11 protein-coding genes are annotated in these 15192 nt (G+C 63.6%); 8 read left to right on the plus strand and 3 right to left on the minus strand.

The features are described 5' to 3' along the window. Positions 1-186: 186 nt before the first annotated feature. The gene (locus FTO74_RS10205; protein ID WP_162538053.1) at positions 187-1194 is read left to right on the plus strand and encodes an NAD(P)-dependent alcohol dehydrogenase; all 1008 of its coding nucleotides are present in this window, start codon (positions 187-189) and stop codon (positions 1192-1194) included. Positions 1195-1251: 57 nt separating this feature from the next. Here the strand turns inward: FTO74_RS10205 and FTO74_RS10210 are convergent, their stop codons facing one another. Then, complete coding sequence (locus tag FTO74_RS10210) at positions 1252-2772, minus strand: peptidase S10 (RefSeq protein WP_162538054.1); 1521 nt, start codon at positions 2770-2772, stop codon at positions 1252-1254. 304 nt (positions 2773-3076) lie between these two features. Between FTO74_RS10210 and FTO74_RS10215 the strand changes: the two genes are divergently transcribed. The 5 genes from FTO74_RS10215 (at position 3077) to FTO74_RS10235 (ending at position 10746) form a co-directional block, all read left to right on the plus strand. After that, positions 3077-5530, plus strand: a complete 2454-nt coding sequence (locus FTO74_RS10215) for a RecQ family ATP-dependent DNA helicase (RefSeq protein ID WP_162538055.1) — start codon at positions 3077-3079, stop codon at positions 5528-5530. Positions 5531-5596: 66 nt separating this feature from the next. Then, positions 5597-6079 (plus strand): PaaI family thioesterase, encoded by a 483-nt coding sequence (locus FTO74_RS10220; RefSeq protein ID WP_162538056.1) that lies wholly within the window; start codon positions 5597-5599, stop codon positions 6077-6079. A gap of 144 nt (positions 6080-6223) precedes the next feature. Further along, positions 6224-7228: a pyridoxal 5'-phosphate synthase lyase subunit PdxS gene (gene pdxS / locus FTO74_RS10225; protein WP_162538057.1), complete on the plus strand. Its 1005-nt coding sequence runs from the start codon at positions 6224-6226 to the stop codon at positions 7226-7228. Positions 7229-7363: 135 nt separating this feature from the next. After that, positions 7364-8041 (plus strand): ABC transporter ATP-binding protein, encoded by a 678-nt coding sequence (locus FTO74_RS10230; protein ID WP_162538058.1) that lies wholly within the window; start codon positions 7364-7366, stop codon positions 8039-8041. A gap of 239 nt (positions 8042-8280) precedes the next feature. Beyond that, on the plus strand, positions 8281-10746 hold the full coding sequence (locus FTO74_RS10235; protein WP_162538059.1) for an ATP-dependent Clp protease ATP-binding subunit: 2466 nt from the start codon (positions 8281-8283) through the stop codon (positions 10744-10746). 133 nt (positions 10747-10879) lie between these two features. On the opposite strand, the gene FTO74_RS10240 is transcribed toward FTO74_RS10235, so the two are convergent. Both FTO74_RS10240 and FTO74_RS10245 read right to left on the minus strand, forming a co-directional pair. Beyond that, on the minus strand, positions 10880-11176 hold the full coding sequence (locus FTO74_RS10240; protein WP_162538060.1) for a YtxH domain-containing protein: 297 nt from the start codon (positions 11174-11176) through the stop codon (positions 10880-10882). A gap of 113 nt (positions 11177-11289) precedes the next feature. Continuing rightward, positions 11290-12003 (minus strand): uracil-DNA glycosylase, encoded by a 714-nt coding sequence (locus FTO74_RS10245; RefSeq protein WP_162538061.1) that lies wholly within the window; start codon positions 12001-12003, stop codon positions 11290-11292. A 127-nt stretch (positions 12004-12130) separates the two neighbouring features. Here FTO74_RS10245 and FTO74_RS10250 point away from each other — a divergent pair, with 127 nt between their 5' ends. Both FTO74_RS10250 and tig read left to right on the plus strand, forming a co-directional pair. Then, a complete protein-coding gene (locus tag FTO74_RS10250; RefSeq protein ID WP_162538062.1) occupies positions 12131-13435 on the plus strand; it encodes a hypothetical protein in 1305 nt (434 codons plus the stop codon). A gap of 221 nt (positions 13436-13656) precedes the next feature. Then, complete coding sequence (gene tig / locus FTO74_RS10255) at positions 13657-15078, plus strand: trigger factor (protein WP_255462178.1); 1422 nt, start codon at positions 13657-13659, stop codon at positions 15076-15078. Positions 15079-15192: the final 114 nt, after the last annotated feature.

The following is a 15192-nucleotide window of genomic DNA, read 5'->3' on the forward strand; positions in this document are numbered from 1 at the left end:
CGGAACCCGGCCCGGCCCGCCAGTCAGGAAAGATTGACTCCACGTTAGCACCAATGAAATCTCGTCTCCACTCCTTCTACGGAACAGCCATCCCCGCGAAAGTAGGCTGTTGTAAAATAAGGATCAAAACCTACAGAAGAACGGCCTGCGCATTCCAACCTGTGCGTTCCGGGGATATCAAAACCAATGAGTGAAATTCACGGTCTTGCGGTGTACGCTGCGGGTGCGCAACTTCTGCCCTACAAATATGACGCAGGCGAGCTCGGCGCTTATGAGGTCGAGGTCCGCATCACTCACTGCGGCGTCTGTCATAGCGACATTCATCTCATCGACAACGACTGGGGACTCAGCCGCTATCCCTTCATCCCCGGCCACGAGATCGTAGGCACCATCACCGCCATCGGCTCGGCCGTGCGCGGCTTCACGCGGGGCGACCGCGTCGGCATAGGCTGGCAGGCCGATAGCTGCGGCATCTGCGAGTGGTGCCGCCAGGGCGATGAGCACCTTTGCGCCAGCTCCCAGCCCACCTGCGTCGGCCGCAATGGCGGCTACGCGGACTCGGTACGGGTCAACTCCCGCTTCGCCATCCCGGTCCCGGAAGTACTCGAGAGCGAAAACGTCGCTCCCCTGCTCTGCGGCGGCATCACGGTCTACAGCCCGTTGCGCAACCACGGCGCACGGCCCTCTTCGCGGATCGGAATCATCGGCATCGGTGGGCTTGGCCACATCGGCCTCCAGTTCGCCCGCGCCTTCGGAGCCGAGGTTACGGCCTTCTCCACCTCCAAGACCAAGGAGGCCGAGGCCCGCAAGCTCGGCGCGCACAACTTCGTCAATACCCGTGAGACCAACGCCCTCAAGAAGCTCGCAGGCAGCTTCGACATCCTGCTCAGCACAGTCAACGCCGACCACGACTGGCAGGGCTACGTCAACGCGTTGCGTCCCAAGGGCACGCTCTGCATCGTCGGCGCGAGCCCGTCACCACTTCAGATCCAACCCTTCTCGCTCATCGGCGGCCAGCGCGCCATCGCGGGCAGCCCCACCGGCAGCCCCAGCGACCTGCGAGAGATGCTCGACGTAGCCGCCCGCCATAACGTCAAGACCATCTCCGAACGCTTCCCCATGGCCCAGGCCAACGAGGCCGTCGCCAAGGTGAAGAAGCGCCAGGTGCGCTACCGTGCCGTGCTCACCAACTAAGCACTTCTCCCATTCTTCAAACAAGAGGGCGAGCCACTCAGGCTCGCCCTCTTGTCTTTAGTGCTTCGTCGCTTCGGTATAGAACTTATCCAGATCGCCCTTCAGCTCCTTCAGAGCCTCGACGTTCAGATAAGCCATGTGCCCCGACGGGTAGTACCCGAACTGCACGTTTCCGATAAGCGAGGGCGGCAGCAGCATGTGGCTGATGTCGTACTCGGTGCCGAAAAACGGCGTCGCCAGATCGAACCATCCATTAGCCGAGAAGACACGCAGGTGCGGGTTCTTCCGGATCGCATCGGCCAAGTCCATCGCGGTATCAGGAGCGGTCTGCAGACGCCCGCCGCGGTCTCCGCTGGGCCTGTGATGGAAGTTCCACGCCCCATTCATCCCTGGAGCCGACAGAAAGTAAGGCTCCGTGGTCGTCATCTTCAACTCCTTCTGGATGTACTCGTGGAAGGCCCCGACAAAGACACCCGCGATGGCCGTATCCGAAGGATCGGAGTCCGGATTCTCGCCCGCCGAGTCTGTGTCCCAGCCCTCGAAGCGTGCATCGTAGCGGCCCACGATACGGTCGTCGCCGCGCAGCAGCTCCTTGCGGAAGTGGGTCGGCGAGACCCGCAGCTTGGACTCCTTCAGGTACTGCACGCTGAGGCCGGTAAAGCCTGAGAGCTTCTCGGCGATGGCATCGAACTGAGCCGCAGGCAGCCGGTCGCCCTGTTGCAGCGCCTCCGCGTACGGCCCACGCGCGAACTCACGAGCCTGCTGCACAAACTCCGGCAACGTGCCCGTGTGCTTCACCTTGTTGTAGTAGTAGGCGATGGCTGCATACGACGGCAGGTAGGTCAACGGATCGCGGTCGTAGCCTGGGTTGCGCACGTTGTAGTTCAGGATGGACGAAAGCAGCGTGACACCGTTGAACTCGACTCCGTCGTTCTGCAACGCGGCCACCAGAGCAGCCGAGCGCGGCGTCCCGTAGGACTCGCCGAAAAGAAACTTGGGCGAGTTCCAGCGTTGGTTCACCGTGATGTAGCGGATGATGAACTTCTCAAAGGCCCGCACATCCTCATCGACGCCCGCAAAATCCTTGATCGTTCCCTTGCCCACAGCGCGCGAAAAGCCCGCCAGAGGCGCGTCGATAAACACCAGGTCGCTGCGGTCGATCAGGCTGTACTGGTTCTGCACCGTTTCGAAGGGCGCGGGGCCGGTGGGCTTGGGGCTCTCGGTGACCACGCGCACCGGCCCGAACGAGCCCATATGCAACCAGATAGTCGCCGAACCCGGACCGCCGTTATAGAAGAAGGTCACCGGGCGCGCCTTGGCATCCACTCCATCCTCGGTGTAGGCCGTGTAGAAGAGGCTGCCGATCGGCTTGCCCTTCTCGTCGTCGACCAGCAGGTTCCCGGCCGTCGCGGTGTAGTGGATGGCACGGCCGCCCGCGCTCCAATCATGCTTGGTCACGCTGGTCGTCTCTGCCGGAATCGGCAGAGAGTCTCCGTTCTCGGCTGGCGCATCGGGAGCGGGAGCGCGGCGGCCCTGCGCCTGCGTGAAGGCAGAAGATGCAAGCAGGATGACGCTCATCCCGACAGTGATGCTACGACGAAAAGCTCGACGATCGTATAGGGTCAAGAGAACCTTCGCTTTCTATGGATGCTGCGTGGAATGGCAGATGAATGCTGTATGAAGTACGGACATCCTATCAAGAAAAGTTTCGCGTCCCTATCGTTAAACTAAATTCACTCCTCTACGAAACTCGTACCCCTTCCCCACTTAGCGGACACTTTCCTCGTTCGCCTTCCCATTTTGGGATCGTGACTCCACCGACACCGGCTACCAACGCCCGCAACCCGCTGGGCGAAGACCATGCGAAGATAGATTCGCGGCTATGAATCAGGCTCCCCAAAAACACGCATCCTCGAACCTCGCCTCGCTGCTCCACAGCACCTTTGGCTTCTCCGCCTTCCGTGCCAACCAGGAGGCCGTCTGCCGCGCCGCCACCGACGGCCGCGACGTCCTGCTCGTGATGCCCACCGGAGCGGGCAAGAGTCTCTGCTATCAGCTTCCAGCCATCGCCCGCGGCGGCACGGGCCTGGTCATCTCGCCGCTCATCGCGCTCATGGACGACCAGGCCTCAAAGCTCACCGCCGCCGGTCTCCGCGTCGCCCGCATCCACTCCGGCCTCTCGCGCGAAGACGCCCGCCAGGCCTGCCGCGACTACCTCGACGGCACTTTACAGTTCTTGTTCATCGCCCCCGAAAGAATGCGCGTCCCCGGCTTCCCCGAGATGCTCGCCAAGCGCAAGCCCTCGCTCATTGCCATCGACGAGGCCCACTGCATCTCGGCCTGGGGCCACGACTTCCGCCCCGACTACCGCACCCTCGGCGAGTACCTGCCGTCTCTCCGCCCCGCGCCCATCATCGCCCTCACGGCCACCGCGACACCCACCGTCCAGAAGGATATCGTCGCCCAGCTCAACCTCTCACAGCCCGCGCTCTTCATCCACGGCTTCCGCCGCGAGAACCTGGCCATCGAGGTGGTCGAGCTATCGAAGCCGCAGCGGACAGCCTTCGCCTCCAAGTACCTGCAATCCCCCACGGCCCGCCCCGCCATCGTCTACGCGCCCTCACGCAAGGCCGCCGAAGACCTCGCCTCCGAGCTGGGCCGCCACTTCCCCGCCGCCGCATACCACGCCGGGCTGGACCCCGGCACCCGTGAGCGCGTCCAGCGCCACTTCCTCGGGGGCAAGCTCGACGTGGTCGTGGCCACCATCGCCTTCGGCATGGGCATCGACAAGGCCGACGTCCGGACGGTCATCCATACGGCGTTGCCTGCGTCCGTGGAAGCGTACTACCAGGAGATCGGCCGCGCCGGCCGCGACGGCCTGCCCTCGCGCACGGTCCTGCTGCACAGCTACCAGGACCGCAAGATGCACGAGTTCTTCCTCGACCGCGATTACCCGCCGCTCACCGATCTAGCCCGCGTCGCGCAGGTCCTCACCGACGAGTTCGAGATGCCCGAGGCCCTCGCCGCCAAGCTGCGCATGGACCGCGACGTCTTCGCCAAGTCGGTCGAGAAGCTGGCCGCGCAGGGAGCCGCGCAGATCGACATGAACAACCTGGTGCGGCGCAGCCCCAACGCCAGCACGGCCTGGCAGTCCGGCTACGACCAGCAGATCGCCTTCCGCCGCTCCCAGATCGACCGCATGGTGCAGTTCGCCGAGACCGCGCAGTGCCGCATGTCCGCGCTCATCCGCCACTTCGGCGACACCGCCGACGGCCACCGCCCCTGTGGCCACTGCGACTTCTGCGCCCCCTCCGGAACGATGGCCCAGAGCTTCGCCGCACCCAGCTCCAGCGAAGACCACGACCTCCGCACCATCCTGCGCGAGCTGGACGGCGGTAAATCCAAGGCCACCGGCCGCCTCTTCACCGACACGGCCATCACCAAGGATCGCAAGCACTTCGACTCGCTCCTCGACGGTCTCGCCCGCGCTGGCCTCATCACCCTCACCGCCGACTCGTGGACCAACCCCGAGGGCAAGGTCCTCAACTACAAGAAGGCCGCGCTAACCCACGAGGGCCGCACCCTCGGCCCCGGCAATCCGCTCGGCGTCGTCCTGCGCAGCGCGCAACCGGGCAGCGGCAGTTCAGCCCCCAGAAAGAAAGCAAAATCCGCAGCAGCAACAGCAGAGCAGGCCAACTATACCCCAGCCCAGACCCTGCTCGAAACCAGCCTCCGCGAGTGGCGCAAGGCCGAGGCCGCCCAAACCGGCAAGCCCGCCTTTATCGTCTTCTCCGACTCGAGCCTCCGCGCCCTCGTTCTGGCCGCGCCGAAGACGATCCCCGAGCTTCTAACCGTCTCCGGCATCGGCCCCGACAAGGCCGACCGCTACGGCGCGGCCATCTGCGCCATCTGTTCTGGCCGCGAGGCTCCCGGTGAGTTCGGAGCCCCCGCTCCCAAGACCAAAACCACCCCCAAGCCAGTCCAAAAGAGCTTCGCCCAGCCCGCTGCACCCACGCCTAGCAGCAGCCCCAGGCCCATACAGGCCAGCTCCAGTCGCGAGCCTGAGACCTTCACCCGTCAACGTGTCGCGACAGCCGACCCGGCCGATGCTCTGGACCCCGCGCAACGCATCCTTGACGAACGTCTGCGCGAATGGCGCAAGGTGGAGTCCGAAAAGATCGGCCTGCCGCAGTTCTTCGTTCTAGGCACCACGACTCTGCGCAGCATCGTGCTCGCGCGGCCGCAGAACCTCACCCAACTCCGCAGCATCAGCGGCATGGGACCAGAGAAGACTGACCGCTTCGGCGCGTCGATCCTGGCAATTTGTAACTCTTAATGATTCGTAACTATTTAAGCAACTAATTCAATTTGTAACTATAAAAGCTTCAAACAACGAGGAACGATGCCAGCTTCCGAAAGCCACGCCCCCGACGGTCTCGACCCCGTCGACGTCCGCACCATCGACGAGCGCGCCAGCCACTGCTTCGGCTGTGGTCCCGACAACCCCGAAGGCCTGCACCTCTCCTTCCTCGTCGAATCGACCCCTGACGCCATCACCTCCACGGTCCGAGTCAACCTCACACGCCTGCACGAAGGCCCTCCCGGCCACATCCACGGGGGCATCATCGCCACCCTGATGGACGAGGCCATGAGCAAGCTCAACCGCGCCCTCGGCGTCATCGCCATGACCCGCAACCTCAACGTCGATTACCTCCGCCCGTCGCCCCTTGGAGTCGAACTGACGCTCGTTGGCCGCCATCTTCAGCGTGACGGACGCAAGCTCCACCACGAGGCCGAGCTGATTCATCCCAACGGCACCATCCTCGCGCGAGCAAAGGGGTTCTTCATCGCCATCGACCCCGCGCTGCTTGAAAAGATGAGATAGCGCCGCACCCTCTTCATCCGGCTAAAACGTACAGATAAAACGTTCAGATATCTAAGCCATTTAAAACGTCTCAAACTGCTAAACTTAACGTTCAAAGAAAGTTTGGCCCACCCGCGTACGGGCGGCAGTAGAAAGAGGATTCACATGTCAGACAACAACGGAACCGGAACCACCTCCCTTCGCCTCAAGACCGGCCTGGCCGAGATGCTCAAGGGCGGCGTCATCATGGACGTCATGAACGTCGAGCAGGCCCGCATCGCCGAAGAAGCCGGAGCCGTCTCCGTCATGGCGCTCGAGCGCGTCCCGGCCATGATCCGCGCCGAGGGCGGCGTGGCCCGCATGGCCAACCCCAAGCTCATCCGCGAGATCATCGCCACCGTCTCCATCCCCGTCATGGCCAAGGCCCGCATCGGCCACTTCGCCGAGGCCCAGGTGCTCCAGACCCTCGGCGTCGACTTCATCGACGAGTCCGAGGTACTGACGCCCGCCGACGAGGTCTATCACATCGACAAGCATGCCTTCACCACGCCGTTCGTCTGCGGCGCGAAGAACCTGGGCGAGGCCCTGCGCCGCATCGCCGAGGGCGCGGCCATGATCCGCACCAAGGGCGAGCCGGGCACCGGCGACGTCGTCCACGCCGTGCAGCACATGCGCCAGATTACTCGCGAGATCAAGGCCCTGACCGTCCTCTCCGATCAGGAACTGTACAACGCCGCCAAGGTCCACGGCGCGCCGTATGAGCTGATCCGCATGGTCGCCAAGGCGGGCAAGCTGCCGGTGCCGAACTTCTCGGCGGGCGGCATCGCCACCCCGGCCGACGCGGCCCTGATGATGCAGCTCGGCGCAGAGACGATCTTCGTCGGCTCGGGCATCTTCATGAAGGACGGCGCGGTGCCGCTCAACGTCAGCATCTTCTCCAAGCACGACGCCGAGGTCGGCCTCTGCACCACTGCCGAGATCGGCAAGCCCTGCGTCCCGGACGAGCGCGCCGAAGCCGTCTCCCGCGCCAAGGCCATCGTTCTGGCCACGCTCCACTATAACGACCCGAAGATCGTCGCCGAAGCCTCGGAGGCCGTCCTCGGCAGCATGAAGGGCCTGGCCGCCGCCGCCATCGAAGAGCAGGACCGGATGCAAAATCGCGGCTGGTAGGTGCTGGCCGCACGGGCGGGAGCGCTTCTCGCAAAAGCTCCTGCTCTAAACGCTTCAAACAAAGCCTCCCGCGACCTCATCGCGGGAGGCTTTTTGCATTGGAATCAATCAGGCCGAGTAAAGTAGGTAAAGACCATGCCCCTGCTCCGCACCGAGTCCCTGACCAAGAGCTATCCTTCCGTCTCCGGCGGCCCCGAACTCGTCCTCTTCCGGCAGCTCGACCTCTCCGTCCACGCCGGAGAGATGGTCGCCATCGTCGGCGAGAGTGGCGCGGGCAAGAGTTCCCTGCTGCACCTGCTCGCCGTGCTCGACCGGCCCACCTCTGGCGAGGTCTGGTTCGGCGAGACCGCCCTCAGCACCCTCTCCAGCCGCCAGGCCGCCGACTTCCGCAACCGTCAGGTCGGCTATGTCTGGCAGTTCCACTACTTACTCCCCGAGTTCACCGCGCAGGAGAACGTCGCCATGCCGCTGCTGGCGCGTGGCGAACGTCGCGGCCCCGCCATGGAAAAAGCCCAGCGCTGGCTCGAAGAGGTCGGTCTCGGTAACCGTCTTGAGAATCGCTCCGGCGAGCTTTCGGGCGGCGAGCAGCAGCGCGTCTCCCTGGCCCGCGCCCTGGTCACCGAGCCAAAACTCCTTCTCGCTGACGAACCCACCGGCGACCTCGACGCCCGCACCGCGGAATCGGTCTTCGGTCTGCTCCAGACCCTGCACCGCAGCCACGGCCTCACCAGCGTCCTGGTCACTCATAACCTGGAATTCGCCCATCGCTGCGACCGTGTCCTCCGGCTCCGCGACGGCCGCCTCGAGGCGTAAGCACCTAGTTAAGAGCCGTTTTTGCACAGGGAGCGTCTAAATAAGTTCCTGCTACTGTGGGTGTAACTTTTTGGGGAGTTTCTCGAATGTAACGCGGCGATTACACTAGATGCAGCAATGCTGCCGAGCCTGCGGGCGGTTGTTTGAGTGTTCCGGCTTCAAGTCGGAACGTTGCAGGACAGGACCAACGGCGCGCACTCCGGCCCTCGGGCTGGCGACGCGCCGGTTGAAGGGGGCACATGTTCGAACGCTATACGGAGAAGGCGCGGCGCGTGATCTTTTTCGCACGCTATGAGGCCAGTCAGTTCGGGTCGCCTTACATCGAAACCGAGCACCTTCTGCTTGGTTTGCTGCGGGAGGACAAGGCTTTGACGAATCGCTTCCTTCGCTCGCACGCGTCGGTCGAGTCGATTCGCAAGCAGATTGAAGGCCATACCACCATTCGCGAGAAGGTCTCGACCTCGGTCGATCTTCCGCTCTCGAACGAGTGCAAGCGGGTCCTCGCGTACGCTGCCGAGGAGGCCGAGCGGCTCTCGCACAAACACATCGGCACCGAACACCTGTTACTCGGACTGCTCCGCGAAGAGAAGTGCTTCGCTGCCGAGATACTGACCGAGCGCGGCCTGCGCCTGCCCGCCATCCGCGAAGAGCTACAGCGGACGACGCAGGAGAAGGCTCCCGCCGCTGCCGGAAAGCAGGCCCGCGGCGAGCAGTCCATGCTGGCCGAGTTCTCCCGCGACCTCACCCAGTCCGCCATGGACCAGCAGCTCGACCCCATGGTCGGGCGCGAGACCGAGGTCGACCGGGTCATCCAGATCCTCTGCCGCCGGACCAAGAACAACCCGGTGCTCATCGGTGAGCCGGGCGTGGGCAAGACCGCGATCGTCGAGGGTCTGGCGCAGAAGATCGCCGACGGCGAGGTCCCCAGCTTTCTGGCCGACAAGCGCGTCCTGGCGCTCGACCTCTCGCTGATCGTCGCGGGCACCAAGTACCGCGGCCAGTTCGAGGAGCGCCTCAAAACCATCATGAAGGAGCTGGTCGAGAACCCGAACTCCATCGTCTTCATCGACGAGCTGCACACGCTCGTCGGTGCCGGGTCGGCGGAGGGCTCGCTCGACGCGGCCAACATCCTGAAGCCCGCGCTCAGCCGCGGCGAGATTCAGTGCATCGGCGCAACCACCCCGGCCGAGTACCGCAAGTCCATCGAGAAGGACCGTTCGCTCGAGCGGCGCTTCCAGGCGGTCAAGGTGCCTCCTCCCTCTGAAGAGGATGCCATCAAGATCATCATGGGCATCAAGGAGAAGTACGAGAAGTTCCACGCGGTCAGCTACACCGACGAGGCCATCACCTTCTCGGTCACGCACTCCAGCCGCTACATTCCTGACCGCTTCCTGCCCGACAAGGCCATCGACCTGATCGACGAGGCCGGAGCCCGCGTCAAGCTGCGCCAGACCTCCCTGCCCGAGGAGTTGACCGAGGTCCAGAAGCGGATCAAGTTCATCGTCCACCGCATGGAGAACGCCATCGCGAACCATGAGTTCGAGAAGGCGCGCTTCTACTCGGACGAGGAGCGCAAGGAGCGCGAGAACCTGCGCGCCCTGCGGGACAAATACCACCTCGACGACTCCTCGGCGGGCATCGTCACCCGCGAGGACATCGAGGACGTCGTCAGCCGCTGGACCGGAGTGCCCATCACCTCACTGAAGGAAGAGGAGATGACCCGGCTGCTGCGGGTTGAGGAAGAGCTGCACAAGCGAGTGATCTCGCAGGAGAAGGCGATCTCGGCGCTGGCACGGGCCATCCGCCGCTCGCGGGCGGGCCTCAAGAATCCGGCTCGTCCCATCGGCAGCTTCCTGTTCCTGGGACCAACCGGCGTCGGCAAGACCGAGATGGCCCGGACCCTGGCGCAGTTCCTCTTCGGCAGCGAGAAGTCGCTGATTCGCTTCGACATGTCGGAGTTCATGGAGAAGCACTCGGTCTCGAAGCTGATCGGTTCGCCTCCGGGTTACGTGGGCTACGAGGAGGGCGGGCAGTTGACCGAACGGGTCAAGCGGTCGCCGTACTCGGTGGTCCTGCTGGACGAGATCGAGAAGGCGCACCCGGACGTCTACAACCTGCTGCTTCAGGTCTTTGAGGACGGCATGTTGACCGACGGGCTCGGCAACACGGTCGACTTCAAGAACACCATTATCGTGATGACGTCGAACATCGGAGCCAAGCACCTGCAGAAGCAGCAGGGTCTCGGCTTCCAGAGCGACAAGAACGACATGGTGCTGGAGAAGATGGAAGAACTGGTCAAGGGCGAGGTCAAGCGCACGTTCAACCCGGAGTTCCTGAACCGGCTGGACGAGATCATCATCTTCACCTCCCTCTCCGAGTCCGACCTGATGCAGATTCTCGAGCTTCTGGTGCAGCAGCTCAACGCGAACCTCGTACACAAGGCGATCACGATCTCGGTGAACGACGATGCCAAGCGCTACATCCTGGCGAAGACGGCCTCCGACCGCAGCTACGGCGCGCGGCCTCTGCGCAGGGCGCTGCAGCGGTTCGTCGAAGACCCGCTCTCCGAGGCTCTGATCGCCGGCGGCATCAAGGAGCGGCCTGCATTCCTCGAGGTCTACCTCGAGAACAACCAGCTCTTCTACCGGCCGATCCTCTCCGATGGGGAAGAGAAGGCCGTCGGGATGGCTCTTACAACTGTCTAGCTTTCATACAGAAACAGAGGATGGCCCGGTGTTTGTCACCGGGCCATCTTTTTGCAGCACAACAAGAAAGAGGCGCGGACAAGAGTGAAATAAGCTCTTATCCGCGCCTCTTCGTTTGATCCGGCGTGAGTTTTTAGACGAGACGCGAGGCGGACTTCACCGCCCCCGAGACGATGTCACCGGCGTGGTCGATGGCGTACTCCACATTGCCCTTTGCCTTCTTGACCAGTTTCTCGGCATCGCTGCTGAGCTGCTCTGCCTGCTGCTTCAGGTAGTTTGCGGCCTCTTCCAGTTGCTCGGCAGCGTCTTCGGCGCTGCGCTTCAGCTTCCTGCGTGTCTGTGCCCCACTCTGGGGCGCGTACAACAGAGCAATGGCGGCTCCCACCGAGGCTCCGATGCCGAATGCGAACAAATACTGTCTAGCTTTCATCTCTTCTCCTCGAACTGGCTATCAGGCTTGGATTCAGATACAGGCTATTTGGTTACCGCAATCTGTGGAATGAATTTTGGTCTCCTGGCTACCTTGCTTTCAAAATAAAGCTCCTACAGGCCCGCCAACTCCCTGGCCTCGACGAAGACCCGCTCGAACATCGTTGCGTTCAGTCTTCCGGTATTGGTGTTACGCAGCGATGGGTGATAGCAGCCGAGCAGGTGCAGACCATTCGGCAGCTTGTACTGTGCGCCATGACCGAAAGTATAAGCTGACCGGCGCTCGATGACCCCGGCTCCAAGCAGGTGCGCCAGATAGCCGTCCCAGGCGATCTTGCCCAGGCAGACGACGACCTTGACTCGCTTCAGCGCGGCGATCTCGTTCGTCAGATGGATCGAGCAGTTGCGAATCTCCTCCGGCTTCGGTTTGTCCCCCGGCGGCGCACAGCGGACAACCGAGGCGATCCACGCGTGGCGCAGTCGCAGGCCGTCGTCGCGGGAGATAGCCGTAGGCTGCGACGCGAGGCCGAGCGAGTGCAGGATCGGATACATGAAGGCCCCGGAGCCGTCTCCGGTAAAAGGCCGCCCAGTGCGGTTCGCCCCGTGGGCTCCGGGCGCGAGCCCGAGGATCAGGATGCGGGCGCGGGGGTCGCCGAAGCCGGGCACGGGCCGCGACCAGTAGGTCTGGTCCTGATAGGCGCGGCGGCGGGTCTGGGCCAGTCCCGCGCAGTACTCGCGCAGGCGGGGACAGCGTTCGCAGTCGACGATGGACTGGTAGATAGCCTCGTGGGCGAGCTTGAGGCTGAGTGCGGCAGAGGAAGTAGACACCTGACGATGTTAATTGATGCCGCATGGAGGCGCTCCCCGTGCCTGTTGCCGGGCGATAATGGGACCAATAGAATCTCCACGTTCCCCAACCGGATTTTGCATCCAACCGAAGAAGAGGCAACAACCCTTGGAAGAGACTCGCGTTTTACATATGTACCTGAATCTATTGAAGAAGCGCCTGATCGCCACCTGGGACTACATAGCCGGTGGGGGATGGATGCGATCAGGATCGGTCACGACGGTTCTGCTGGCGTTGATCCTGGGAACGGCGTTTTTCATTATCCACGAGCGCGGCAAAGGCCACCTGACCCAACTGAGGAACAAGATGGAGGGTGACGTCCGGCCCCCGGTAGCTTCGGGACCGAAACCGGGCGGAGTGGAACCTCTGGTGCTCACGCGGCCTCAGCCCACGGGACAGACCGGCCCTGAGTTCGCCTCCGTAACCCTGCTTCCCGGTCTGGGAATGAGCGTTCTGCAGATGACGGCCTTCGTTCCCGGCCACGGGGAGATTCCTCTGCTCGCGGCCCCCACTGCCGAGCAGCTTGTCTCCACGCCCCCGCCCGCCGCGCAGGGGCCGAACGACGACCACGGAGCCTTCGAGCTGCCGTGGTCAGGGGCGCTGATCGGCTCACCCGCTCCGGTGGGTGATCGGATGGTCGTGCGCTGGCAGGAACAGGCCATGACGTTGCCTTCCGCGGCCACCAAGCCCAGCCGCGCATACGGCGGACTGTTGCGGCGGCAAGCCGCGGGCGAGGTCACCCAGGACGTGGTCCCGGACGGCACCTCCGCCACCGCGACCTTTACAGCGACCGACTTCGACGGCGACTGGCCGGGCAAGATCCAGACCAAGGTTTCGGTAGTGATGGTGGGCTCGCGGATGGACCTCTCGGTGATCGCCACCAATAGCGGCAGCGCACCTCTGCCCATCGGCATCGGTTGGCACCCGCGCTTCGCGATCCGGGGCGACCGGAAGAGCGTCTCTCTGAAGCTGCCGGAGGCCTCCCGCATGGAAACCTCCGAGATAACGCGCGGTATGCCCACCGGCAAGACTCTGTCAGCCGGGAGCCAGTTGGAGCAGTTCATGGGCAAGCAAATGGTGGCCCTGGGCAATACTGCGCTGAACGATCTGCTGGTGGAGATGAAACCCTCCCTCCTTGAGGACGGTCCCATCGCGGAGATGCGCTTTCCGAGCGAGGGCTATGGGATTCGGATGCGCTTGGTGAGCGCGTCGATCCGCAGCTTGCGCGTCGTGGCCGATCCGGCCCAGCCGTACCTTTCGCTGGGGCCGCAGGTCAACTTCGACGATCCACTGGGACACCAGTGGGATCGCAACATGGAGATGCCGGTGCTCGCCCCGGGCGCGTCGATGGAGTGGCGGATCAAGCTGGATCTCTTCCCGCTGACCGGCCAATCCTCCAGCCTGATCGAGTAAAAGCAACCGAAAATCGGGTGCCCCGCCCATGTGCAGTTTCCTCGCGCATGGGTGGGGTCGAGCACTGACGATGCTCGACTTAGCCGTCCAGGGTCCGCCCGTTTGACCCTGCGGTCACAGCCCCGTAGAGTGGAATATGAGGCGACGTCCGCAGAGTGGCCCTGGAACCGGCAACGGATCGGGGCGATGCGGCATATTTCACGCGCCAGGATGACACGACTTTGACCCCGACCGAGACGACTGAAACGACCGAGTTGCAGACAACAGCAACCCCCGAGCCTGCTGCGGAGACGCACGAGCACACCCACGATCACGAGCCCCACGTGCACGAGCCGCAGCCCACGCTCAATCCCGAGCTGATGCGCGAGATCGAAGTGTCGGTCGATGCCGACACGGTCTCGAAAGCCTTCAAGACCGTGGTGAAGAAGTACCAGCGGCTGGCCCGCATCCCCGGCTTCCGCGTGGGCAAGGTGCCCGAGTCGGTCATCAAGAGCCGCTTCGCCAAGGACGTCCGCCAGGAGGTGCTCGATGAGCTGGTCTCGGCGCGCTTCCGCACCGCGATCGAGGAGCAGAAGCTGAACCCGGTCTCGCAGCCGCAGCTCACCAACCTGCTGCTGGTCGATGGCCAGCCCCTGCAGTTCAAGGCGGCCTTCGAGGTTCTGCCCGAGATTGACATTACCGGCTACGACACCATCGCGGTCGAGAAGCCCGAAGTGGCGCTGACCGAGGACGAGTTCGAAGCCGAGATGACCCGCGCCATGGAGAACCACGGCACCGTCGAGACGGTTGAGGATGAGCGCGAGATCGTCGACGGCGATTGGGCCGAGATCGAGTTCAAGGGCATCATCCAGGATACGGCCCAGGTGGTCGGTGAGGACGGCGTCGAGAACACCAGCCAGCAGGAGCCCATCGTCGGCGAGGATGTGCTGATCGAGGTTGGCGGCAAGAACACCCTGGCAGCCTTCTCAGACGCACTGCGCGGCCAGAAGGTCGGACAGGAGATGCAGTTCGAGGTCACCTATCCTGCCGACTTCGGCGAGCCCCGCCTGGCTGGTCAGACGGTCAAGTACGACGTCACCCTGAAGGCCATCAAGAAGAAGACCTTCCCCGAGAAGGATGACGAGTTGGCCAAGCTGATGGGCGACTACGAGAGCTGGAGCGACTTCGAGACGAAGCTGCGCGGTATGGCAGAGGGGCGCAAGAAGGACGCGCTCATCGGTCAGGCCCGCGAGAAGATGCTCGAGGAGCTGATCGCCAAGTTCCAGTTCCCCGTTCCCGAGTCTTTCGTGCAACAGCAGATCGACGCACGCCTCGACCGTGGCCTGCGTGCGCTGGCCCAGCAGGGCATGAGCGCCGACGATATGCGCAAGCTCGACTTCAACCGTCTGCGTGAGGCGCAGCGCGACCAGGCCATCGCCGAGGTCAAGGCTTCCCTGCTGCTCGACAAGATCGCCGAGACCGAGAACGTCGAAGTGACCAATGACGAGCTGGAGCGTGAGCTGCTGATCGCTTCGATCCAGGCCCGCGAGCCCTTCGAGGCGCTGCGCGAGCGCATGGCCAAGGACGGCAGCATCGACCGCATGCGTGAGCAGATGCGCCGCGAGAAGACAGGCAACGCGCTCTATGAGAAGCTTGCGGGATAGCTTGTTGAACCTGTAGTGAACCTCGCCGGTCTTGACGAGTCTCGACCGGCGAGGGCAAACCCAAACGTAGAACGGCAAAACCAGCGGTTATTCCCTTCGGGGAGCGACCGGCTT

This window comes from Granulicella sp. WH15 (assembly GCF_009914315.1).
Classification (GTDB): Bacteria; Acidobacteriota; Terriglobia; order Terriglobales; family Acidobacteriaceae; genus Edaphobacter.